At 55.3% G+C, this 20,434-nt stretch carries 24 protein-coding genes, 2 tRNA genes and 2 pseudogenes; 20 read left to right on the top strand and 8 right to left on the bottom strand.

Annotation, left to right across the window (positions count from 1 at the left end; translation table 11 throughout):
• The first annotated feature begins 26 nt into the window (after nt 1–26).
• The 10 genes from BRA42_RS08495 (at nt 27) to BRA42_RS08450 (ending at nt 5,925) form a co-directional block, all read left to right on the top strand.
• Nucleotides 27–1,262, top strand: a complete 1,236-nt coding sequence (locus BRA42_RS08495) for a translation initiation factor IF-2 subunit gamma (RefSeq protein ID WP_292405819.1) — start codon at nt 27–29, stop codon at nt 1,260–1,262.
• The gene (locus BRA42_RS08490) at nt 1,259–1,639 is read left to right on the top strand and encodes a PIN domain-containing protein (protein ID WP_292405816.1); all 381 of its coding nucleotides are present in this window, start codon (nt 1,259–1,261) and stop codon (nt 1,637–1,639) included. The genes BRA42_RS08495 and BRA42_RS08490 overlap by 4 nt, the downstream gene beginning before the upstream one ends.
• A 10-nt stretch (nt 1,640–1,649) precedes the next feature.
• Entirely contained in the window at nt 1,650–2,219 is a 570-nt protein-coding gene (locus BRA42_RS08485) for a DNA-directed RNA polymerase (RefSeq protein ID WP_292405813.1), read from the top strand.
• A 1-nt stretch (nt 2,220) separates the two neighbouring features.
• A complete protein-coding gene (gene spt4 / locus BRA42_RS08480; protein WP_292405810.1) occupies nt 2,221–2,421 on the top strand; it encodes a transcription elongation factor subunit Spt4 in 201 nt (66 codons plus the stop codon).
• Nucleotides 2,421–2,906 carry a GTP-dependent dephospho-CoA kinase family protein gene (locus tag BRA42_RS08475; RefSeq protein WP_292405807.1) on the top strand — a complete coding sequence of 162 codons (486 nt, stop codon included), beginning with the start codon at nt 2,421–2,423 and terminating at the stop codon, nt 2,904–2,906. Before spt4 ends, BRA42_RS08475 begins: the two co-directional genes overlap by 1 nt.
• A gap of 76 nt (nt 2,907–2,982) precedes the next feature.
• A complete protein-coding gene (locus BRA42_RS08470; RefSeq protein ID WP_292405804.1) occupies nt 2,983–3,279 on the top strand; it encodes a 30S ribosomal protein S24e in 297 nt (98 codons plus the stop codon).
• A gap of 6 nt (nt 3,280–3,285) precedes the next feature.
• Nucleotides 3,286–3,465, top strand: a complete 180-nt coding sequence (locus tag BRA42_RS08465; RefSeq protein WP_292405800.1) for a 30S ribosomal protein S27ae — start codon at nt 3,286–3,288, stop codon at nt 3,463–3,465.
• A gap of 111 nt (nt 3,466–3,576) precedes the next feature.
• Nucleotides 3,577–5,163 carry a bifunctional N(6)-L-threonylcarbamoyladenine synthase/serine/threonine protein kinase gene (locus BRA42_RS08460; RefSeq protein ID WP_342771023.1) on the top strand — a complete coding sequence of 529 codons (1,587 nt, stop codon included), beginning with the start codon at nt 3,577–3,579 and terminating at the stop codon, nt 5,161–5,163.
• The gene (gene rdgB, locus BRA42_RS08455; RefSeq protein ID WP_292405794.1) at nt 5,160–5,750 is read left to right on the top strand and encodes an RdgB/HAM1 family non-canonical purine NTP pyrophosphatase; all 591 of its coding nucleotides are present in this window, start codon (nt 5,160–5,162) and stop codon (nt 5,748–5,750) included. The genes BRA42_RS08460 and rdgB overlap by 4 nt, the downstream gene beginning before the upstream one ends.
• A gap of 28 nt (nt 5,751–5,778) precedes the next feature.
• Complete coding sequence (locus BRA42_RS08450; protein ID WP_248535191.1) at nt 5,779–5,925, top strand: 50S ribosomal protein L40e; 147 nt, start codon at nt 5,779–5,781, stop codon at nt 5,923–5,925.
• Between the two features lie 99 nt (nt 5,926–6,024).
• Here the strand turns inward: BRA42_RS08450 and BRA42_RS08445 are convergent, their stop codons facing one another.
• Together BRA42_RS08445 and BRA42_RS08440 are read right to left on the bottom strand one after the other, a co-directional pair.
• Nucleotides 6,025–6,675: a putative phosphothreonine lyase domain-containg protein gene (locus BRA42_RS08445; protein ID WP_342770452.1), complete on the bottom strand. Its 651-nt coding sequence runs from the start codon at nt 6,673–6,675 to the stop codon at nt 6,025–6,027.
• A gap of 43 nt (nt 6,676–6,718) precedes the next feature.
• Nucleotides 6,719–7,483 carry a sulfide-dependent adenosine diphosphate thiazole synthase gene (locus tag BRA42_RS08440; RefSeq protein ID WP_292405785.1) on the bottom strand — a complete coding sequence of 255 codons (765 nt, stop codon included), beginning with the start codon at nt 7,481–7,483 and terminating at the stop codon, nt 6,719–6,721.
• A 137-nt stretch (nt 7,484–7,620) separates the two neighbouring features.
• Here BRA42_RS08440 and htpX point away from each other — a divergent pair, with 137 nt between their 5' ends.
• The 5 genes from htpX (at nt 7,621) to BRA42_RS08415 (ending at nt 9,559) form a co-directional block, all read left to right on the top strand.
• A complete protein-coding gene (gene htpX, locus BRA42_RS08435; RefSeq protein ID WP_292405782.1) occupies nt 7,621–8,505 on the top strand; it encodes a zinc metalloprotease HtpX in 885 nt (294 codons plus the stop codon).
• A 76-nt stretch (nt 8,506–8,581) separates the two neighbouring features.
• Nucleotides 8,582–8,652 (top strand) — tRNA-Gly (locus BRA42_RS08430).
• A 2-nt stretch (nt 8,653–8,654) separates the two neighbouring features.
• Nucleotides 8,655–8,728: transfer RNA gene (locus BRA42_RS08425), tRNA-Val, on the top strand.
• Between the two features lie 348 nt (nt 8,729–9,076).
• On the top strand, nt 9,077–9,235 hold the full coding sequence (locus BRA42_RS08420; protein ID WP_342686033.1) for a hypothetical protein: 159 nt from the start codon (nt 9,077–9,079) through the stop codon (nt 9,233–9,235).
• A gap of 9 nt (nt 9,236–9,244) precedes the next feature.
• Nucleotides 9,245–9,559 carry a hypothetical protein gene (locus BRA42_RS08415; RefSeq protein ID WP_342686032.1) on the top strand — a complete coding sequence of 105 codons (315 nt, stop codon included), beginning with the start codon at nt 9,245–9,247 and terminating at the stop codon, nt 9,557–9,559.
• Here BRA42_RS08415 and BRA42_RS08410 read toward each other — a convergent pair.
• Entirely contained in the window at nt 9,554–9,736 is a 183-nt protein-coding gene (locus BRA42_RS08410; RefSeq protein WP_342686031.1) for a hypothetical protein, read from the bottom strand. The two genes, BRA42_RS08415 and BRA42_RS08410, sit on opposite strands and share 6 nt — an antisense overlap.
• A 1,412-nt stretch (nt 9,737–11,148) precedes the next feature.
• Between BRA42_RS08410 and BRA42_RS08405 the strand changes: the two are divergent.
• From BRA42_RS08405 to BRA42_RS08390, 4 genes and pseudogenes are all read left to right on the top strand, one after another.
• A pseudogene (locus BRA42_RS08405) lies at nt 11,149–12,080 on the top strand (DUF6531 domain-containing protein); the annotation flags it as partial.
• Between the two features lie 138 nt (nt 12,081–12,218).
• The gene (locus BRA42_RS08400) at nt 12,219–14,885 is read left to right on the top strand and encodes an RHS repeat-associated core domain-containing protein (protein ID WP_342771041.1); all 2,667 of its coding nucleotides are present in this window, start codon (nt 12,219–12,221) and stop codon (nt 14,883–14,885) included.
• 426 nt (nt 14,886–15,311) lie between these two features.
• Complete coding sequence (locus BRA42_RS08395; RefSeq protein ID WP_342771024.1) at nt 15,312–15,620, top strand: hypothetical protein; 309 nt, start codon at nt 15,312–15,314, stop codon at nt 15,618–15,620.
• 10 nt (nt 15,621–15,630) lie between these two features.
• Entirely contained in the window at nt 15,631–15,924 is a 294-nt protein-coding gene (locus BRA42_RS08390) for a type II toxin-antitoxin system mRNA interferase toxin, RelE/StbE family (RefSeq protein ID WP_342771025.1), read from the top strand.
• Here BRA42_RS08390 and BRA42_RS08385 read toward each other — a convergent pair.
• From BRA42_RS08385 to BRA42_RS08365, 5 genes are all read right to left on the bottom strand, one after another.
• Nucleotides 15,911–16,129: a hypothetical protein gene (locus tag BRA42_RS08385; protein WP_342771026.1), complete on the bottom strand. Its 219-nt coding sequence runs from the start codon at nt 16,127–16,129 to the stop codon at nt 15,911–15,913. The two genes, BRA42_RS08390 and BRA42_RS08385, sit on opposite strands and share 14 nt — an antisense overlap.
• Nucleotides 16,130–16,309: 180 nt before the next feature.
• Nucleotides 16,310–16,444: a hypothetical protein gene (locus BRA42_RS08380; protein WP_342771027.1), complete on the bottom strand. Its 135-nt coding sequence runs from the start codon at nt 16,442–16,444 to the stop codon at nt 16,310–16,312.
• Between the two features lie 172 nt (nt 16,445–16,616).
• Complete coding sequence (locus BRA42_RS08375) at nt 16,617–17,369, bottom strand: integrase (RefSeq protein WP_342771028.1); 753 nt, start codon at nt 17,367–17,369, stop codon at nt 16,617–16,619.
• A 644-nt stretch (nt 17,370–18,013) separates the two neighbouring features.
• Nucleotides 18,014–18,217: a type II toxin-antitoxin system HicB family antitoxin gene (locus BRA42_RS08370; RefSeq protein ID WP_342771029.1), complete on the bottom strand. Its 204-nt coding sequence runs from the start codon at nt 18,215–18,217 to the stop codon at nt 18,014–18,016.
• Between the two features lie 97 nt (nt 18,218–18,314).
• Nucleotides 18,315–18,815, bottom strand: a complete 501-nt coding sequence (locus BRA42_RS08365) for a shikimate kinase (RefSeq protein ID WP_342771030.1) — start codon at nt 18,813–18,815, stop codon at nt 18,315–18,317.
• A 644-nt stretch (nt 18,816–19,459) separates the two neighbouring features.
• Here BRA42_RS08365 and BRA42_RS08360 point away from each other — a divergent pair.
• Nucleotides 19,460–20,434, top strand: a pseudogene (locus tag BRA42_RS08360) (hypothetical protein); the annotation flags it as partial.

Here is a 20,434-nt window from a genome sequence, read left to right as displayed (position 1 = left end):
TATTGGATAAGGAGGTTCGAAAACTTTTGCGAGATGCACTCATTCCCGGTGTCAATATTGGGCTCGTAGGTCATGTCGATCACGGCAAGACCACCCTGGTCAGCGCGCTGACCGGTACCTGGACGGACAGGCACAGTGAGGAGATCAAGCGCGGCATCTCCATCCGGCTCGGCTACGCGGATGCGACATTTTATAGATGCGAGGAGTGCGAGGGGGCGGAGGCCTATACCGCCCATCCCGAATGCCCGAACTGCGGAGGAAAGGCTGTCCCGTTCCGAACGGTCTCGTTCGTCGACGCTCCCGGCCACGAGACGCTGATGGCGACCATGCTCTCCGGCTCAGCGCTGATGGACGGGGCGATGCTCGTTATCGCCGCAAATGAGGTCTGTCCACAGCCTCAGACCAAAGAACACCTGATGGCGCTCGAACTGATCGGCATCAAAAAGATCGTCATCGTCCAGAACAAGATTGATGTGGTCACCCAGGCCGAGGCGCTTGAACACTATAAGCAGATCAAGCGGTTCATTAAGGGTACCATCGCCGAGAACGCGCCCATCATCCCGGTCTCCGCGCAGAAAGGGATCAATATCGGCGCCCTGATCCAGACCCTTGATGCCGTCATCCCGGAGCCAGAACGCAACCCGGACGTCGACCCGCTGTTGCTCATCGCACGATCGTTTGATATCAACAAACCCGGCTGCAACTGGCGCGATGTGAAAGGCGGCGTCATCGGAGGCTCCCTTGTTCGGGGCGTCCTGCATGAAGGAGACGATATCGAGATCCGGCCCGGCCGGCAGGTACAGGTCGAGAACCGGACGAAATGGGAACCGATCGAGACAAAAGTAACCTCCATCAACGCCGGCCAGACCCGGGTGACCGAGGCCGGGCCCGGGGGCCTCCTCGGCGTCGGGACGAAACTCGATCCTGCGCTGACGAAGAGCGACGCGCTTGCCGGACAGGTGGCCGGGCTCATGGGGAAACTGCCGCCGGTCTGGGATCGATTGAAGTTCGACGTCACGCTCATGGACCGGGTGGTCGGTGCGGATAGCGAGCAGATCATCGAGCCTTTAAAGCATAAAGAGCCGTTGATGCTCTCGGTCGGTACCGCCGTCACCGTCGGCGTGATCACGAACACGAAGAAGAACCAGGTGGAGGTCCAGCTGAAGCGGGCGGTCTGTGCGGAGGTCGGTGCCCGAATTGCTATCAGCAGGCAGGTCGGCGGGCGATGGCGGCTGATCGGCATGGGGATTCTCGTCGAGTGAAGGTTCTCCTCGACACGAACGCCCTGTTGATGCCGGTCCAGTTCGGGATTGACCTCTACGACGAACTTCAGGCCCTTTTTGGGGACTTTGAGCCGGTCACGCTCGAAGAGGTGGTCGGGGAGCTCTCGGGACTCTCCCGGGGCCGCGGCCGGGATGCGACTGCCGCCCGTGTGGGCCTTGCGATGGCCCGGCGCTCAACGGTCGTGCCAAGCGGGAGTTCCGCCGACCGCGTGGACGACCGGGTGATCGAGTACGCCCGACGGGAAGGGTGCACCGTGGTGACGAACGACCGGGAACTCCGGAATGCTCTCCTTCGGGAGGGAGTTGACGTTGTCTCAATGCGAAGAGCAAGAACTCTGGAACTGTTAAGGGGATAGGTGAGGAAAAATGTATTATAAGATGACACTGGAGGACAAGGTGCGGGTTCCGCCCAACCGCCTCGGGGAAGACCTGGAGAAGGTCATCCTCAGTGTACTACAGGAACAGCTGGAAGGCAGCATCGCAAAGGAGATCGGCATATTTATCGCGATCACGAAGATTCTCAACATCGGCGAAGGGGAATTGATCCCCGGAGACGGGGCCGTCTACTACGATGTCAGGTTTGAGGGAGCGGTGCTCCGCCTCTCGCTTCAGGAAGTGATCGAGGGCGAGGTGGTGGAGACGACGAGTTTCGGTGCGTTCGTCAGCCTCGGCCCCATCGACGCCATGCTTCACGTGAGTCAGATCTCGGACGAATATATCAACTACGATGAAAAGAACGGCCGGTTGGTCTGCCAGGACTCGAAACGGTCCGTTGCCGTCGGCGACGGGGTCCGGGCCCGGGTCGTTGCACTCTCGCTGAACGAGCGCGAGCCCCGGGAGAGCAAGATCGGGCTTACCATGCGGCAGTCGGGACTTGGAACCACGACCTGGCTGGAAGAGGAGTTCGAGGACGAGAAGGAGAAGGGAGCGGCATAAGATGGTTGTCCGTAAGAAGGTTGTCAAAGTCTGCCGCGAATGTCACCGGGTTGTCGAAGGAGAGTCCTGCGTCGTCTGCGGCACGATGAACCTGAGCGAAGACTGGGCGGGCTACGTCGTGATCATCGATCCCGAGCATTCGGATATAGCAAAGAAGATGAACATCACCCTGCCCGGCCGGTATGCACTGAAGGTTCGTTGATGCTCAGGCTTCCCGAAGCGCACCGGGATCTTTTTAAAAAGCCTTTCGGGACGCTTTACCCGAACATCGGCGAACTTCTCCCCCAAATACGGGACCGGGCGGTCTACGCCGTCGGGGATGTGGTGACCCACAATCTCCTCGGTGCCGGCATCATCCCGGATATCGCCATCATCGACGGCTACACGATGCGCTCGCCCTGCAACCGTTCACCCCTGCTCCGGGCGAGGAGGCTGGCGGCGAAGAACCCCCCCGGAACAATCACCGACGAACTTGTCGACGCGATCGATACGGCGGTCCAGAATCCACCCGGGGTGATCTTCGTCGACGGCGAGGAAGACCTTGCGGTCATCCCGCTTGTCCTCGCCGCGCCGATCGGGACGGCCGTCCTCTACGGTCAGCCGGGCGAGGGGGTCGTCCTCCGGCTCGTCGATGCGCTGGCAAAACAGGAAGCCGGGTCCATGCTGAACGTTTTCGTACGCGAGTGAGGCGCCCGGCAAAATCCACACCGGCGCACCATCCCAGAGTATAAATAAATCCGCCAACAATAGTTTAGGGATATTGATGGACTTCGAAATTACCCGTGACCAGAAGAATGAGCTGTTGAACCGGAGGGAGTTGTCGTTTACCCTCACCTTTGACGGTTCGACACCCTCGCGGAAGAGTATCCGGGAGAAACTCGCCGCGATGCTGAATACGGATGAGAACCTTCTCGTACTGGACCTGGAGAGGACCCGGTACGGAGTAATGGAACTATGCGGTCGTGCCCGGATCTACGACGACGAGGAGAGCAAGAACTCGACCGAGCGGGCGTATCTCCTCAAGCGCGGCGAGCCCAAACCTGAGAGCGAGGAGGCGTAAACGCAAATGGCGGCCAAGAAACAGGAATCGACCAAGGTCAAGAGATACGAGTACTACGAAGTCAAGGGCGACACGGTAGTCCTGCAGAAACGGCACTGCCCCCGGTGCGGCCCCGGCGTCCTGATGGCCGAGCACAAGGACCGGGTTGCCTGCGGCAAGTGCGGCTATACTGAGTTCCGGAAGTAGGTTCCTACCTTCCCGATACCTGAATAACGTTTGCGGCCGCACTTCACCTGCTCTTCCGTCTGCAGATTTCGGCCGCGATCAATCTTTTCGTAACGGAGCAACACCTGTTTTATGCCAGATTCAAAGTCTTGTGACGGGCTGGTGCTGGGGCTTGAGGGGACGGCGTGGAACCTCAGCGCCGCCCTCTTCGGGGACGATCTGATTGCCCTCCACTCATCGCCCTACGTCCCGCCGAAAGGGGGAATCCACCCCCGGGAGGCCGCGCAGCACCATGCCTCGATGATGAAGGAGGTCGTCTCCCGGGTGCTCACGGAACCGGAGCGGGTCCGGGCGGTCGCTTTCTCCCAGGGCCCCGGCCTCGGTCCCTCTCTCCGAACGGTGGCGACCGCCGCCCGTGCCCTTTCGATAGCCCTCGGCGTGCCTCTCGTCGGCGTCAACCACTGTGTGGCGCACGTTGAGATCGGGAGATGGGCAACCGGATTTCGCGACCCCATCGTCCTCTATGCAAGCGGCGCGAACACCCAGGTGCTCGGCTACCTGAACGGGCGGTACCGGATATTCGGGGAGACGCTGGATATCGGGCTCGGGAACGCCCTCGATAAGTTCGCGCGGAGCCATGACCTCCAGCACCCGGGCGGCCCGATCATCGAGCGTTTTGCGCGGCAGGGCAGTTACATCGAGCTCCCGTATACGGTGAAGGGGATGGACCTTGCCTTCTCCGGGCTCGTCAGTGCCGCCCAGGAGAGCACGGCACCGCTCGAGGATGTCTGCTTCAGCCTGCAGGAGACTGCGTTCGCCATGTGTGTCGAGGTGACGGAGCGGGCGCTCGCGCATGCCGGCAAGGACGAGGTTCTGCTCGTCGGCGGTGTCGGTGCAAACGCGCGGCTGCAAGAGATGCTGCGGATCATGTGCGAAGAGCGGGGCGCGACGTTCGCCGTCCCGGAGCGGACGTTCCTCGGGGACAACGGTGCGATGATCGCCTACACGGGGAAGGTCATGCTGGAGCACGGTGCGACGCTTCCCCTCCGGGATTCGCAGATCCGGCCTGGCTATCGGGCGGACGAGGTGGAGGTCACCTGGCGCGAGGAAGAGCCCGGCGAGGTCTTCGCCGTCGGGCCGCATGAAGGAGGCGTCGCCAGGGGCGCCGAAGCGGTCGTGGAAGTCCGGAATGAGGAGGTAGTCAAGCGCCGGACGAGCAAACGCTACCGGAACCCGGCGCTCGACCGGCGGTTGATCATGGAGCGAACCCGGGCCGAGGCCCGCCTGATCGCGCATGCCCGGCGCGCGGGTGTCCCCACTCCGGTGATCCGGGATATCACAAAGGATACGATTGTCATGGAACGGGTTCGGGGCGATGTACTGAAGTACGTCACGACGCCGGAGACGATCCGCCTCGCGGGCGAGACGGTCGGGAGGCTGCACGAGGCGGGGATCGTCCATGGCGACCTGACGACGAGCAACATGATCGTCCGCGACGGCCGGTGCGTCCTGATTGACTTCGGGCTTGCATCTACGTCCTCGGAGGTCGAGGACCGAGGGGTCGATCTCCGCGTCTTCTTTCAGACGCTCGAGAGCACCACGGAGAACGCCGGGGAGTTGAAGCGGGCTTTCGTCGAGGGGTATGCAGGGACATTCTCGGGGGCGGGCGAGGTCCTCCCCCGCGAGCACGAAGTTGAGTTGCGGGGGCGGTACCTGTGAGGCTCGCGGTGGTGACAAGCAACGCCAACAAGGCGCGGGAGGTGGCCGCCTACTTCGGGGGGCTGCTGGAGGTCGAGCACGTCGCGCTGGAATGTCCGGAGATCCGCCATGCCGATGTCGGGGAGATCGCTCGAGGCAAGGCGGAATTTGCCTATCGCACGCTCGCTCGTCCGTTGATCGTCGATGATACCGGCCTTTTCATCGACGCACTCGAGGGGTTCCCGGGTCCATGCGCCGCCTACGTGCAGGACACCATCGGGAATGCGGGGGTCCTGAACCTCATGGACGGTGTGGAGAACCGGAACGCCCGCTTCGAGACGGCAATTGCGTTTGCCCGGGAGGACGGCATCCGAATATTCCGGGGTATTCTCCCCGGGACGATCGTTGCTCCCCGGGGAGAGGGGGGGTTCGGCTACGACCCGATCTTCGCTTACGGCGGGCGGACGCTTGCCGAGATGCCGCTTGCCGAGAAGAGCCGGCTCTCTCACCGGGCGCGGGCGCTCGAGGCGTTCCGGGTATGGGTCGAGCGGGAGCGCGGAGACGACACTCCTGACGACAGAACTGTTAATAGGACCAAGAACGAATAGTACCCATCTGACAAGTGGTGTTTTCAACATGGCAAGATTTCCCGAAGCTGAAGCGCGTCTGCTCAACGTAAAGGTCTGTATGAAATGCAACGCCCGGAACGCAATCCGCGCCACCCGCTGCCGCAAGTGCGGCTCTGAAGAACTCCGACCCAAGTCCAAGGAACGGAAGGCGTAACGCCGCTATAGTGGTTGTGCGCCGTACTCCCCGGACGCGGCGGGACCGGGATACTCTTTTTTTAATGCGTTAGGGAGGAAGGGAGGACCGGTTCACCTTTCAGGCGCTGTAATATGTGACTTTTTTACCCTCTTCGCTGTACTCGCCCCTGTAGGTCTCGATGTTGCGCTTGTAGCCGATCCGCTCCAGGAACCCGAGGTCCCGGAGCCGCTCACGGACCCGCATCACATCCGCCTCGTCCGCCCAGTCCCGTGTGTAGACATAGATGACCGACCGCTCGTCGCGCGAGTCGGGGTTGGGCTTGGCGGTGCTGACTTTCGCCGATATCCCGAGCAGCCCATTCACCGTCCCGTCCCGGACCTTCCTCCACGCCTCGTCCGCCTTGCCTGCAGGGATGAAGATAAGCCATTTGCCCACCTGGTCGTCGTCGAGGCCTCTTGCGAGAGGACCGGGAGCATCCTGGACGATCCAGTACATACGGGTTGTCTTTGAGGGGATAACGCCCTCTCCGGCCCGGATCGGCGCATATATTGCCTCGATCCCGCCGAACCGCAGAAGAAGCGCTTCGGCAAGCACCGGATAATCGTCCCTGAATCGCCCGAAAATTTCACGGACGTCGGATTCGAAATCTATCTCCTGTTCGACGAGTTCGAAGAGGTACGGGCCCCTGGCGTGGAGTTCGCGGTTGAAGTAGATCTCAAAGATCCCGTACGCAATCTCCGCCAGGGACTCCGGATCGATCTCTTCCATACCTATTGGTAACCGCCGGAACAGTAAAAATGGTTCTGAAGTGTTACCTCCCCAGTTTCTCTGCGACGAGGTGTGCAGCCCGCTCCCCGGAGAGCAGCATCCCCCCGAAGATCGGGCCCATGCGACATTCGCCGGCAACGGCGTTTGCCGCCATCCCGGTGACGAAGAGACCGGGGAAGATTTCTTTTGTGTGTTCAATGACCCGGGACTCGGCGCGCTCGGCCCACATGAAACTCTCGCCCTTCACCTGAAGATTGCCGCCTTTGCGTTCGATCATCCGGGCAATCATGGCATCGTGGCCGGTCGCGTCGACGGTGCAGGTGCAGGCAACGGTGAGCGGGTCGACGTGGAGTCCGGCCATGCCGACCGGCGTCCAGTTGACGACGAGGCCGCCGACCCTGCCGTCGCCACGGACCATGACGTCTTCGACGGTGGTGAGGTTGAAGAATTCGACGCCGGCGTCGCAGGCTGCCGCGATGAGTTTGGCAACCGTTTCGACCGATTTTGCGACGTAATAACCAGGCTCGAACTCCCGGTAAGTGACCCCGAACCGGTCGAGGAGCCGGCGTGCCTCTTCCTGGACGACGATCCGGGGGAACATCATGCCGCCGCCCCACATGCCGCCGCCGATACTGAGTTTCTTCTCGATGAGCGCACACGAGACCCCTCTCTCGCCGAGGAGCGCGGCGCAGGCGAGCCCCGAGGGGCCCCCGCCGATGACGGCGACGTCCGTTTCGAGATAGTCGACGAGCGCGCGGTGCTGCTCTTCGAGAATGGCTCTGCTGATCGTCACTTCGTTCAATGTCATTCGGTTCTTATCTATCGCTCTAGGGGCATAAGGAGACTTGCTTCCGGCGCGGGATGCACCCAGGTCTGGTCCGGGCGGGAACACCATGGGAAATCGCCGTATACCTTAAGACCTCTCCGGTCAAACAGATCTCTGCCATGAAGTGGACGCGCGACTTCGGTCTCACGATGAGGATGCTTCTGACGTCGTTCCTGCTCCTCATAGTCTACCTGATCTTCCTGGGCGTCCTTGCTGCCCTGGGGTTCCCCTTTGAATTCCTCCTGCTGGTAGCCGCCGGAATGGCGTTCCTCCAGTATTTCTTCTCCGATAAACTGGTGCTCTGGAGCACCGGCACCCGGATTGTGGGAGAGGACGAGTACCCGGAGCTGCACCGGATGATTGAGCGTCTCGCCGCCGCTGCAGGTGTTCCCAAGCCGCAGGTCGGGATCACGCCCTCCCCGGTACCGAACGCGTTTGCGACCGGGAGAAGCCCGAGTCACGCCGTCGTGGCGGTCACCGACTCCATTATGCGGGCGCTTAAGCCCGAAGAACTGGAGGCGGTGCTCGCCCACGAGATGTCGCACGTGAAGAACCGGGATATGCTGACCATGACGATGGCGAGTTTCATCTCGATGCTGGCCTTCCTGATCATGCGCAACTGGCTCTTCATCGGGCTCTTCAATAACCGTGATAACAACAACATGGGGGCGCTGATCCTGATCTACGTCGTCTCGATCATCGTCTGGCTGGTGAGCACCCTGCTCACCCGTGCTCTCTCCCGCTACCGGGAGTTTGCCGCGGACCGGGGCAGCGCCGTCCTGACGGGCAACCCCGGCGCACTGATATCGGCGCTCACGAAGATCAGTGGGCGGATGGATTACATCCCCGCAGAGAAGAAGCAGGAAGTGGAGGGCGCAAACGCCTTCTTCATCATCCCGGCGCTCTCGGGAAATACCCTGATGGAACTCTTCTCCACACACCCGCCGCTTGAGAAGCGTGTGGCTGCCCTCGAGGAACTGCAGGCACAGCAGCGGGGGTACTGAACCCGGGCCCGGGTTCTCTCCGACCCAATATTTTTAATATTCTGCACGGTCAACATATGTAGGCGGATCGTGCATTGCATCGATGGTCTAGTGGTATGACTTTGGCCTTCCAAGCCAATAGCCCGGGTTCAATTCCCGGTCGATGCATGGGGCTCGTGGTCTAGCTGGTTATGACGTCGCCTTCACACGGCGGAGGTCCTGCGTTCGAATCGCAGCGAGCCCATAATTCTTCCTTGTTTTGCGAAATTAAGACCAGATTGTGGGACGTTATCTTTCGGAGTTCAAATATCGCTTTGTCAAGCAATCGGGATGCATTTATGCTGCTTTCTTTCAGATACTCGTAGTTCTCAGGGTCGATCGTAATCCTCAACAATTTTCTAATCCTGTGAATTTTGCTTGGTTTTTGCCTTTCTCCTTTTTCCATGTTTCTTTTCTCCTGTAGCTACATGCAGCTGCATGTAGCTGCACTTTCGGTATACCAAAGACTCTGCTTAGACCATGATAAAGGGCGGGTTCCCTGGCCGGTGGGGGAACCCCCTCCTTAAGTGGCAACACTCGCCATGTACTGACTATGAAGCGAATCAATGCAAAGGGAGAGGTCTTTCAGCAGACTTCCATCTACATCCGTGAGAATGTCTACCTCCTCGCGAGGGAAGAGCGTATCCCCATGTCAGAATCGGCAGAACAGGGCGTGATTGCTGCACTGCGTGCGCGAGGCGTCGAGGTCTGAGGGGGGCGCATGACGAAATACGAGATCCTGGTGGCGGGAAAGGCAGAGAAGTATCTAGAGGGGCTTAAGGGTAAGAATGAGGCGTATAAGGCATTAATCATCATGACAATTAAGTTCTGCCTGGGGGAACATCTCCTCGACCGGAACACCTCATGCAACATGAAGAAAATCAAAGGTACGAAAAGGACCCATCGATTACATGTTCAGAGGGCATATACTGTCTTCTACGTGGTAGAGAAAACGAAGGAAAAAACAGTTGTTGAAGTTCACCTGATTACGACCTTTGAAGAGGCGCACCAGTTGTATGGTCGTATCGATTTATAACCCTAATCTCTTTTCCACTTCGGCTAGAGGAGAGAATCCGCTCTTTCTGGCCTCTTCCATATCTGCCTCTAACCTAGCGAGGCCTGCCTTCCGTTCAGCCCGCTCAGCCGGGGTAAGAGACCTTTTAGTCTTCGGGGTTGCTGCCTTCTTCCGCTCAACTACCGTCTTCGTCGGCATACAGGATGATGTCTGTATCTGGAAAGATATAGTTTTGGGCGGGGGCGAAGTAGTCAGGCCGGGACCGCGGCCACTGCTCCTTCCACACGCTCTTTCGGAATGCCGTACAACGCAGAATTTTTTCGACGACCTGCCGACGCGACACCCCAAGCCTGAGCATCCCGGCAACGGTGCGCTTTCCCCTCTAGGTGACGTGCGCGTATTTGAAGGTGTATTTCGGCTCTGTTGAAAACCTCTTATTGGGGGCCATACCACTTACCTTCATCGACAGCCGAGCAATATCTAGGGGGTTGTCAGAAGCGTTTCAACAGAGCGCACCTTTCTCTCATATGAAGAGGAGGGCGTCAATTCTGTTAAAAGGAAATCAACCATGGTACACTCCGTACCTCTTTGAACTCAGAGTGATACTCGGTAATGCGTTGATTTTGAAACGGAGGACGCCGTCACCCCGGCGTCCGGAGTGATGTTCCTGGGCTGCGAGTTCTCGTACCGGCCGTTTTGATTTGATCCGGAACTCCGCAAGATGGGCAATGCCCGTTGAACGGTTACTCCCGCTGGATTGAGGCGTTCAAGATGATTCTCCCGGGTATGAATGTTCTGAGTCCTCATTCTTCAGCCTGATCACCCGGCATGCACCATGAGGGTCCAGCTAATTATGGGATGATCTCGCTGTAAAGGGAGGCTGGGCCATCCGTTCCGGATGAGCGATAGTCATGTCGCGGAGCGACATTTTTACGCCACTGGTCGTGAGGCGACAGCTTCACGGATCGTAAAATTAAATTAATTTTATATATAACAAAAAAAATTGTTATTTGGGCACCCACGGCACCACACACCGGAGGCGACTATCAGCCCCCAGACGGTTATCACGCACCATAATGCCAGTATAGGCAGCCCCGTTCGGATTCGCGTGCCCGAACAGCAAAAAATTGGAGGAATTACATAATGAGCACATCCCAACATATCTTTACCGGGAGGGGGACACCCCCTCCCGGCCCCTCCTCCGTAAGACGATACTTTCACTGTGAGTCGGGGGGGTGGGTATATCGTAATCATAAGGATCGGTCTCTGGAGATACGAATTGGGACTGATGGCCGGATTTTGGATGAAGTGACTCGCACTGTGGCTTATTTGTTGTCTCATGCTGCTTTGGAGTTTGGGCCTGTTAAGGCTAAACATTTGTATCGTCGCTTCGGTCTGTGCTCGTCGCGTCGTCTAAAAATTAAGCGTACTGATTCGGGATCTCCGGTTATTAGGAAAGTTATTGATTCCGTGCTTGTTTGTCCTATTTGCGGTCAAAAACTTGTTAGGTCTGTGGAAACGGTTGATGGTATGAAGCCTGTTTTTGATGTTGAAAGCGATGCCTCCTATGCTCATTGTAGGCGTATTTATCATCGTTTTGAGGTGGTTCTATGAATGTTCGATATTCGGTTGTTATTATATTACTGATCTCATGTTTGTTGGTGGTTCCGGCTACTGCGGATGTTTCGTGGCATTTCCGGGCGTATGTTGTTCCTCCTCTCGGTTCTGTTGCTATTGAGACCAATTGTTCTATTGATGGGGAACCTGTCTGGAGTCCAGCATTTCCGACGTATGACGAGGGGGGGTATCCGGCTTTGGATCAGCAGTCTGTTTATCGTTCTTGGGTTTTGTGGTCCAACACGTCTGCCTCTGGGTCATATCCGTACGATGCGTTCACGTCTATGTTGGTTGATTTTTATGGGGTAGATCCTGGGACTCTTGCTGCTCATTCCGTCGAGGCTCTGGCCTGGCTGGATTTTTTCCTGTCGTATGGTCCTGGAGGAGTTGTTGATTCTAATGATCATGATTCTTGGGGTGATACCATCGTATCGAATTCCGTTGGGGGCGGTTCGTATTATGGCTGGGGAGATTATATCCATGGCGACGATCCTCCTGGGATTTATCGTTTCTATCAGACGGTATTCTACGATGATTATTGGGGGCTCCCTGTGCCTGTCGAAAGTATGCATCGAGATTTTATTATTGGTAATGCTACTTGGTGGGCTTGGCTTGATAAGATGCGGGATCCGGTGCAGCCGACTCCTACTCCTGGGCCAATATTGCCAATATTACCAATATTAGGGAATCTCACCTATTCCCTGCATCTTATGAGCACTTTAGGCACTCCAGGATCCAACCCATATGTCCCTTTTTCCTTTGACCCAGTAAATCTCGCAACCGGGAATTACGTTTACCAGTATCAGGATCTCTTTATTCCGGGGCGCGGACTGCCCCTGGCAATTACCCGTCTTACAATTCTCTTAATCCCATGAACGGGTCTTTCGGTTCCGGCTGGACATTTAATTACAACGTGAGACTGGCAGGAATCAACGGCAGTGAAGATGTACTGGTGATCAGGGAAGACGGTCGCACGGATCGATATAGTGTTCGTTCCAACGGCACCTATTTTCCACCCCCGGGAATCTTCGATATATTGACCAGGAATGCAGATGGTTCCTACATGCTTGAAAGGAAAGATCACATAACGTATCTCTTTACCCCGACAGGTCAACTGATTACTATCGCGGATACCAACGGCAATACAATAAACCTGACCTATACCGGCAATAATCTTACTCAGGCGACGGATCCCTCCGGGAGGGAACTGACCTTCGCCTATGATGCAGCAGGACGAATCGTTTCAGTCACCGACCCCACAGGCAGGATCCTGAGCTATACCTATGATGCAGAAGGTAACCTGGTTCAATACACCGATCCTATTGGCGGAGAATTCGACTATACGTACGATGAGAACCACTGGCTGACCTCAATAACAAATTCCAGGGGAATCCAGTCCGTGACCAATACGTATGATGGAGACGGGCGCGTTATCAGCCAGAGCAATGCCCTTGGCGCGGTAACCAATTTCAGTTACGATACAAACAACCGGATAACGACCGAAACCGACCCGTTAGGCAGGAGTACCCAGTACACCCATAACGACCGCTTCTGGGAGATCAACGAGACGGATGCACTGGGCCATTCCATCTCGTACACGTATGACGGGAACGGAAACAGGATCAGCGCAACCGATGCGAACGGCCATACCACTCTATGCTCCTATGATGCGAACGGGAACATCATCCAGGTTACCGATGCATCGGGTCACAGCTCCACCCAGACCTACGATTCAAAGAATAACCTCCTGAGCAGCACGGATGCACTGGGACGCCAGGCAACATTCGACTACGACGCAAACAGCAATCCCGTCCAGGTCACCAATGCGCTGGGATATGTTACAACGTTTACGTATGACCAGTACGGGCAGGTGACACATACCCAGAATGCCAACGGGCATGGTACCACCCATACCTATGACACCTATGGCAATCCGATCGACATCACCGATGCCGCTGGTAATACAGCAACATTCTCCTATGATCTTGCCGGCCGCCAGGTTGGTGCAACCGATGCCAGGGGCAAGACCAGTTCATTCAGTTACGATGCACTCGATCGGCTCCTCAGTATTACCGATCCATTAGGCCATAGCACGACCAACAGCTATGACGGTGTCGGGAACCGGATCAGCTCTACCGATGCCATGGGGAGCACGACAAATTACACCTATGATCCCCTCAACCAGCTCACGGGAGTCACCGATCCCCTGGGCGGGGCGGTGAGTTACGCCTATGACACGGTGGATAACCTCGTTTCCATGACCGACGCGAACGGCCACACCACGCAGTACGTGTATGATCCCGTGAACCGCCTGGCCACCGTTACCGATCCCCTTGGACATATCGCGAGTTACAGCTACGATGCAGCCGGCAATACGATCAGTTCCACGGACAATAACGGGGACACGACCAGTCTCACGTATGATTCGTTGAACCGGCTCACCGGAATATCGTACCACGACCTGACCACGGTGAGTTATACCTATGACGCTGTCGGTAATCGGCTGGCGATGACCGACGGTTCCGGGACGACGAGTTACGCATATGACAGGCTCAACCGGCTGACAGGCGTTACCCGTTCCGGCGGTCAGCTTGTGGGATACAGCTATGACCCTGTCGGCAACCGGATCCAGATGACGTATGATGGCGGGACGGTCTCGTACGCCTATGACAGCGTTAACCGGCTGAGTGGCGTGACCGACTGGACCGACGTGACCCGCTATGGTTACGATGCGAACAGTAACCTGGTGAACATGACGTATCCCAACGGGAGAGAGACGGGATACACGTATGATGACGCTAACAGGTTGATCAACCTGGTCACTATGGGTGGAGATGGTGTCGTCTCCGGGTACGCGTATACGCTGGATGCCGTCGGGAATCGCCTGCAGGTCACGGAAACCGGGTTGAACAGTTCCTCCCTGACTACCACATACGGGTACGATCTCCTTAACCGCCTGCACACGGTGACGTACCCCGCTAGTGCCACGGTGACCTACACGTACGATCCCATGGGAAATCGCCTGAGTATGGCCACGAATGCCGGGAACACGAGCTCGACAATTGCCTACAGTTACGATGCCGGCGACCGGTTGCTGAGCGCAGGCGGGACCACCTACATCTACGACAACAACGGCAACCGGATTGGCATGAATGGACCCGACGGGACAACGTCGTACGGGTACGATGCTGCCGGCAGACTGGCCGGCGTATCATTGCCGGGAGGTACCTCAGTTGAATTTGCATATGACGGCGACGGCAACCGTCTCAGCAAATCCGTCACCAGCGGTACTACCACGGAGGGTACCCAGTACGTATGGGATGTCAATAATGGCCTGCCGCAGGTTCTCACCGAAACGGATGGACAGGGTACCGCTCGCTCCCTGTATGGCCTGCAGCGTATCTCCACGACAGATCCTCTCGGAGGACAGATCTATTACCACTACGACGGACTGGGAAGCGTACGCGGTCTGAGCGACGGTAGCGGAACCACCGTTACCACGTATTCGTACGATGCCTTTGGCGAGCCGGATCTGATAACCGGTCAGGTGGATAACAATTTCCTGTTCACCGGGGAACAGATGGATGCTGAGACCGGGTTGCTCTACCTCCGGGCACGGTATTATGATCCGGAAACCGGACGGTTTATTTCGAAGGACCCGTTCGCCGGGTTTGATACTGTCCCCCCGAGTCTCAACAGGTACGCGTACGTCGACCGGATGAACCCATAGCAGACAAAATTAAGCGATATTTCCCCTGGCGAGGCGACGGAACGGGGATGGTCTGTCGGGCCTGTTGTGCCAGAGACGTAGAGAAAGGATGCGGATGGATCGGGGATTTTTTGATGCTCTACCCGAATTGCATCGGGTCCACGGTTAACGGAATCCCCTGTAATCCTCCAGATCATCTCTGCTATGCCTACCCGGTGGGATTTGCATACCCGTTACTGGGGTTCTTCGGCGGGAATACCACCGAGACAGCCAGTTATCCGCCGTTGTGGACCGGGAAACTGAAGATCAACGGGGTTGAATTCGATCTGGAAAACTCGGCCGATTTCGGTGTTAATCGGGACGGATTAGGGATTATCACACCTCAACAATACGGATGAGTGGGCCCCGACGGCCGGTATTGGTCGGTGGCAGCAGGCCACCGACTTGTTGAAGCCAGACGTGGTGAATGTCTCTGCGGACCTGTACATCGAGCACGCGGCATACCCGGAACTTGAACCCCTAGAAACAAGCCCACATCACATGATCATCTCGCCTAAAAACTGTGATGAATATGGTATTACTGCAACGGAACTTGCAGATCCTGAAACAATGCTCTCCCGGCGTTTTCACTGCGGGTTGGGCTTCCCGCTTTCCTGGCTTATGTCTAATCGTGCATCAGCGTGGGATAACAAGGGCGTTTTCCCGAACGCAAAACCGATGGAGTTCTATGGAATCAGGGGAGTAAAGATATTCTAGAGAAGATACTATGGCAAAAATTGAGATAAAACGAGACGTGGAGAGGTATCTTGAAAAGAACCTCTCCATTGAGGAGAGTATTATTGATAAAATCAAAAAATGTCTTGGGGAATATCTGTTAGTGAATATAAATTCCTGCAATAAACACGAGTTGAAAGGAAATTGTAGGGGATTCTGGCGCTTGCATGTTCCGCATGACCACGTTGTGATTTATGTTATTGAAGGGACCGGGCCGAACAGGTATGCAGCAGTTCTAAAGATTATGACTGAAAAAAAGTATCACAATTGGATTAAATCCTGTTAAGTGCTAATTTTTTAGAAGCCAGTCTTTTTTCAACAACCGATATATCGGATCCCGGCTGTCTTCTTAACCTCTCCAACTCATCAGCTGCCGCACATTTTTTGACGGGTTTCAACTCACGCTCAAGGATCTTGCTTATTGATTCCCTCCCCTTTCTACGCGAGATGATTTCTTGATAAATCGTATCGGATACTTCTATTGTCTGCATACACATGGTGTCTGCCATCCAAAGGGATATACTTTTGGTAGGGGGCGCAGGGGCCACTATTTCCGGGTAGCATTCACTCATCTCTGCGGAAATCAGCCGGGAAACGTCCACGAGGATTGCGTATAGTGGCCGATCCCCGGAAGGCAGGGGGATTCATCCTGCCCGGAAAAGAGGGGAGAGTTACTTTCTCTTCAGTTCGGGGTGCTCTTTGACATATGCTGCTATCTTCGCCTTGTTTGCACCGGGTAATTTCTCGATTATCTGAGCATGGGACATTCTGGCCCGGAGCAGCCGATCTAACTCTTTCTCATCCATCGGCTTCTTGTTCTTCCCGGCGATCAGGTTCTCCCATCCCTTACTTCTACCCGGACCCTCCGGAAGGGGGATCGTCTCCCCGGCAGTCGGTGAGATCGGGAAGAAGCCGACTCTTTCTGATATGCAGTTACAGACTGCTTGATCTTGTTCAGGTAATGCGCAGACCCGACCGTCACCGGGCGCGACCCTGCACGAAATCGGCTATCGATTCCGAAACCTCGTTCTCGACGAAGAAGTTAAGGCTCCACTTCCTGATCGTCTTTGCCGATACCCGGTCGTGCAGGATCCCTTTCTTCGTGAGATCCTCTGACAGAAGAGTGATCCTTGAGAGTTCGGGGATGAAGGCAGCCGGGAAGAAGAGACGATACGATCTCTTTGTCCCGTGGGAGAGGCTAGCAGAGGGGATGTGCGCCACATCTCCGATGATCGTTACCTCCTCGGGATTGAAGTTCTGCAGAGCAGCATATAATTGTGAGAACCTGTTCCCGGTATATACAAGGGCCTTAAAGAAGGTCTTGAACTCTTGCGGGCAGGAACTATAAGCCTCGATGCTCTCCTCATTCGAGGGGTAAATCTCCACCACTCCGGACTTCCGGATCTTAACGTTCTTCCTCCACTTCTCAAGAGGATACTCTAACGGATTTTCAATTTCAATATCTTCGAGATAATTAAAGAAGTTCTTGATGCCTCTCGTCTGTTTGTCGCCGCCCATATCCCTGAAATCAAGAGGCTTGGTGATGTCGTCCTCTGCTTCCTTTACGAGGTATCGGTCGACGGCCGAGAGGTAGTCCTTCATGGATCTATCCGAGAGGTCCCCGGCGGTAACACGGCTCTCCAACCATTTTACAAACCCGTCCCTCTGAGACTCATAGAACTCGTTAAAAGTCTTGAAACCTGATGCTTCAGTTAACCCACCATTATTCACAGCCCCCTGCCCGCGCGAGGTTCTTGAAAATTTTTCTAACCGATTTCCTGCGTCTAAATATGAAACGGGGCTAGTTATGACGTCTTCTTCACACGGCGGAGGTCTCGAGTTCGAATCTCGACGAGCCCATTCGTTTTTTGCGAAATGGTCGCAACAACAAGGTTGAATCTTATTTTAACATTAATTATAAGCGAATCTACGAATCGAGATGCCTTGACGGTCGGATTCTTCAGAAATTCGTGTGCCCGCTCTGAGTGCGTAAACGTACATCTCTTCCGCTTACGCTCGTATTTTCTCTCTTCTCTATCACGTGTCAAGTTCCCCGTTTCTCCTGCCATGACATTCATGCAACCGTCATGACGCTTGCAGTACATGAAACGTTTGGGACAGGGGCTGAACAGTCGGCAACAGCACGATGATTACAGTAAATTGTTTAGTTCTTCGACGGTTATATCGGCCTGCTTCAGAATGCGCGACAGGGTTGAGTGTTTGACCGGTTTAGGCATGGACATCGTCAGTTTCAGTCTTTTATCCGGCAGGCGCTTTTACAGGCGGATATGACCTGCCCCGCTGGCGGACCACAACCCATCCGTCTCTTTGGAGTGCCGCAACGATTCTGTCATCGTTCAGGACGGGTACTTTGTTCATACTGCAATCTCAATCTGCTCGGCTTTTTCGTTAAAAACGAGATCATCCTCAACGGTTTCGAGGTACAGATCGATCGCTTCCCTGATATTTTCCAATGCTTCTTCCTTCGTGTCGCCTTCGCTGATACAGCCGGGAAGGCCCGGTACATAGACGGTATACCGCCCGTCCGCGCTTGGCTCAAGCACTACACGCAGTTTCATACCCTGATCTGTCAATTCAGGGGATTTATAGTTGATTTCCCGGCGATACAACGACTTACAGGGATCGATCTCCCCCTGCCCGCCCCATCCGAACTCATCACAACGCTTCGATCACGTTCCCGACCACGGACTCAAAATCTTCACCCGAACACGCGACGGTGAGATCGGCATACCTCTCGTACAGCGGGACGCGCTGGTCGTACATCCCGCGGAGACTCTGGCCCGGAAGGAGGAGGATCCCACGGGTCGTGATGTTCTTGAGTCTCGCCTCCATCTCCTCGTACGAGATCTTCAGGTAGACAACCACCCCTCTCGACTTGAGGTGTGCCATCGCATCCCCGCTGTACACCACGCTGCCGCCCGTCGCGATCACTGCACGGGGGGAATGAAAGGAGAGGATCGTCTCTTCTTCGATCCGCTTGAACGCATCGGACCCGCCCTCGTCAAGGATCTCCTGGAGCATCCTCCCGGTCCGTTCCTGTATCAGGATGTCCGTATCGATGAACTGCATCCCGAGGGATTTTGCAAGGACGACTCCCACGGTGCTCTTCCCTGCACCGGGCATGCCGATGAGGACGATGTTTTTGTGGTGATGCATAATGTGCTCCCGGACCCCTCTGTCCCCGGGTTTTGTTTTCTCTGTGACACATCAGTGGGATTTCGGAAGAGATGAAGGTTGTTAGAAAAAAGCGCGACCGCCCGATTTTACCCCGGCCCTGCTCATACCCTGGGATATATCAGCAAGATCTCCACCGTCCCGGGTAAAACGAAGAACACCTGGATTGCCCCTCTAAACACGGAAAATCCGGGTTCATTATCGGAAAAACGTCGTAACATTTATTCATTCTTTTGAGCGTGGCGGTGGAATGGTACATGCGGCGGCAGATACGCAGGGACCAGCGGAAAGTGAGTCGAAGATCCGGTGTAAAGGCGGGAGATGGGGAGAACGATGCGAAGGGAGCATTTGCCATGATCAGCACCGATTGAGTTGTTTTTACGATGAGGTCGTCCTAAAAAGATCTCTGAACCTTCGGTACACTCTGATCAGAGCACTTACACTCAAAATTTCTACAATCTGAACTATATCCAGGGCAGGGATGGTGAAACGGCTTTCCATTGGGAGGAGCACCTCGAGGTGCTCCTGCTATTTTCCGCAGGTAGAAAGCATATCGTCACTTGGGGAGGGATCCGGGGAGGTGCACCCGCCGTTCCACCGGGTGCACGAGCACCGCGAAGCTGCGATTGGGTCTCCCCCTCCCGGTAGCATGTTTTGGGACAACCTCACTATTTTGTGAGAAACTCGGGCCTGCAAAAAATTCACATGATGCTGTCGATAATGCTCTCCTATACGCTGTATATAGAAACGCAGTTGAATTTTTCATCACTGAAGATAGGGAAATCCACAAGAAGGCACACACAGTAGGGATTGAAGAGCGCGTGTTCCTCATTTCTGAAGCACTCTATGATTTCAACAGGTACCTCCCCTCGAGAGAGAGCATTCCCACACCTCCTGCACTTGTCAAAGATAGTATGTACAATCTGAATCCACGGGATCCAATCTTCGACTCGTTGCGAGTAGATTACCCTGGATTCGATGAATGGTTCATAGATAAGGCTCAGGAGGGGAGAGAATGTTACGTATATAGTCGAACCGATGGAAGCATAGGGGCTATCCTCATTTATAAGATTGAGGATGAGCCTATTCCATCGATTCCACCCTTCGCAAAAAAGAAGCGATTGAAAATTGCAACGATGAAAGTTGAACATGTGGGATATAAGATTGGTGAATTGCTCTTGAAAGTCTCGATAGACATTGCACTAAAAAACAGCATCACCGAGATCTATCTCACTCACTTCACTCAATCTGAAGAGGATCGCCTCGTCGATCTCATTTCAGAATATGGTTTCTATAAAGCAGGCGGTCTCCAGCGTGAAAACAAAATAGAAGACATTTACGTGAAACACCTCTGCGCCCGCGGACATGATGTATCCGCTCTTTTGCCGGCCACGATATCACAGATATACTACCCAAGCTTTTACGATGGAACTTTGGTAAAAAAATTCGTTATTCCTATCCAACCAAAGTATCATGACCTGCTATTCACCGATTTCTCAAAGGGAAGACAGACGAAACTCTATGAGCATTCTGGAGAGTTTATTATAGAGGGGAACACCATTCGAAAGGCTTATCTGACTGAGGTGATCCCGAAACACCTC

The sequence above is a fragment of the Methanoculleus sp. UBA374 genome (assembly GCA_002508705.1).
In the GTDB taxonomy this organism is placed as follows: domain Archaea; phylum Halobacteriota; class Methanomicrobia; order Methanomicrobiales; family Methanoculleaceae; genus Methanoculleus; species Methanoculleus palmolei.
The sequence above is the reverse complement of the archived record's forward strand: the minus strand, read 5'-3'. Positions and strand labels throughout refer to the sequence as shown.

Coding starts and splice junctions, on each gene's coding strand:
- BRA42_RS08485 (WP_292405813.1), top strand. CDS start 1,650: ATGTATTATAAGATGACACTGGAGGACAAGGTGCGGGTTCCGCCCAAC.
- spt4 (WP_292405810.1), top strand. CDS start 2,221: ATGGTTGTCCGTAAGAAGGTTGTCAAAGTCTGCCGCGAATGTCACCGG.
- BRA42_RS08475 (WP_292405807.1), top strand. CDS start 2,421: ATGCTCAGGCTTCCCGAAGCGCACCGGGATCTTTTTAAAAAGCCTTTC.
- BRA42_RS08470 (WP_292405804.1), top strand. CDS start 2,983: ATGGACTTCGAAATTACCCGTGACCAGAAGAATGAGCTGTTGAACCGG.
- BRA42_RS08465 (WP_292405800.1), top strand. CDS start 3,286: ATGGCGGCCAAGAAACAGGAATCGACCAAGGTCAAGAGATACGAGTAC.
- BRA42_RS08460 (WP_342771023.1), top strand. CDS start 3,577: ATGCCAGATTCAAAGTCTTGTGACGGGCTGGTGCTGGGGCTTGAGGGG.
- BRA42_RS08450 (WP_248535191.1), top strand. CDS start 5,779: ATGGCAAGATTTCCCGAAGCTGAAGCGCGTCTGCTCAACGTAAAGGTC.
- BRA42_RS08445 (WP_342770452.1), bottom strand. CDS start 6,675: ATGGAAGAGATCGATCCGGAGTCCCTGGCGGAGATTGCGTACGGGATC.
- BRA42_RS08440 (WP_292405785.1), bottom strand. CDS start 7,483: ATGACATTGAACGAAGTGACGATCAGCAGAGCCATTCTCGAAGAGCAG.
- htpX (WP_292405782.1), top strand. CDS start 7,621: ATGAAGTGGACGCGCGACTTCGGTCTCACGATGAGGATGCTTCTGACG.
- BRA42_RS08420 (WP_342686033.1), top strand. CDS start 9,077: ATGAAGCGAATCAATGCAAAGGGAGAGGTCTTTCAGCAGACTTCCATC.
- BRA42_RS08415 (WP_342686032.1), top strand. CDS start 9,245: ATGACGAAATACGAGATCCTGGTGGCGGGAAAGGCAGAGAAGTATCTA.
- BRA42_RS08410 (WP_342686031.1), bottom strand. CDS start 9,736: ATGCCGACGAAGACGGTAGTTGAGCGGAAGAAGGCAGCAACCCCGAAG.
- BRA42_RS08400 (WP_342771041.1), top strand. CDS start 12,219: ATGCTTGAAAGGAAAGATCACATAACGTATCTCTTTACCCCGACAGGT.
- BRA42_RS08390 (WP_342771025.1), top strand. CDS start 15,631: ATGGCAAAAATTGAGATAAAACGAGACGTGGAGAGGTATCTTGAAAAG.
- BRA42_RS08385 (WP_342771026.1), bottom strand. CDS start 16,129: ATGCAGACAATAGAAGTATCCGATACGATTTATCAAGAAATCATCTCG.
- BRA42_RS08380 (WP_342771027.1), bottom strand. CDS start 16,444: ATGGATGAGAAAGAGTTAGATCGGCTGCTCCGGGCCAGAATGTCCCAT.
- BRA42_RS08370 (WP_342771029.1), bottom strand. CDS start 18,217: ATGAAACTGCGTGTAGTGCTTGAGCCAAGCGCGGACGGGCGGTATACC.
- BRA42_RS08365 (WP_342771030.1), bottom strand. CDS start 18,815: ATGCATCACCACAAAAACATCGTCCTCATCGGCATGCCCGGTGCAGGG.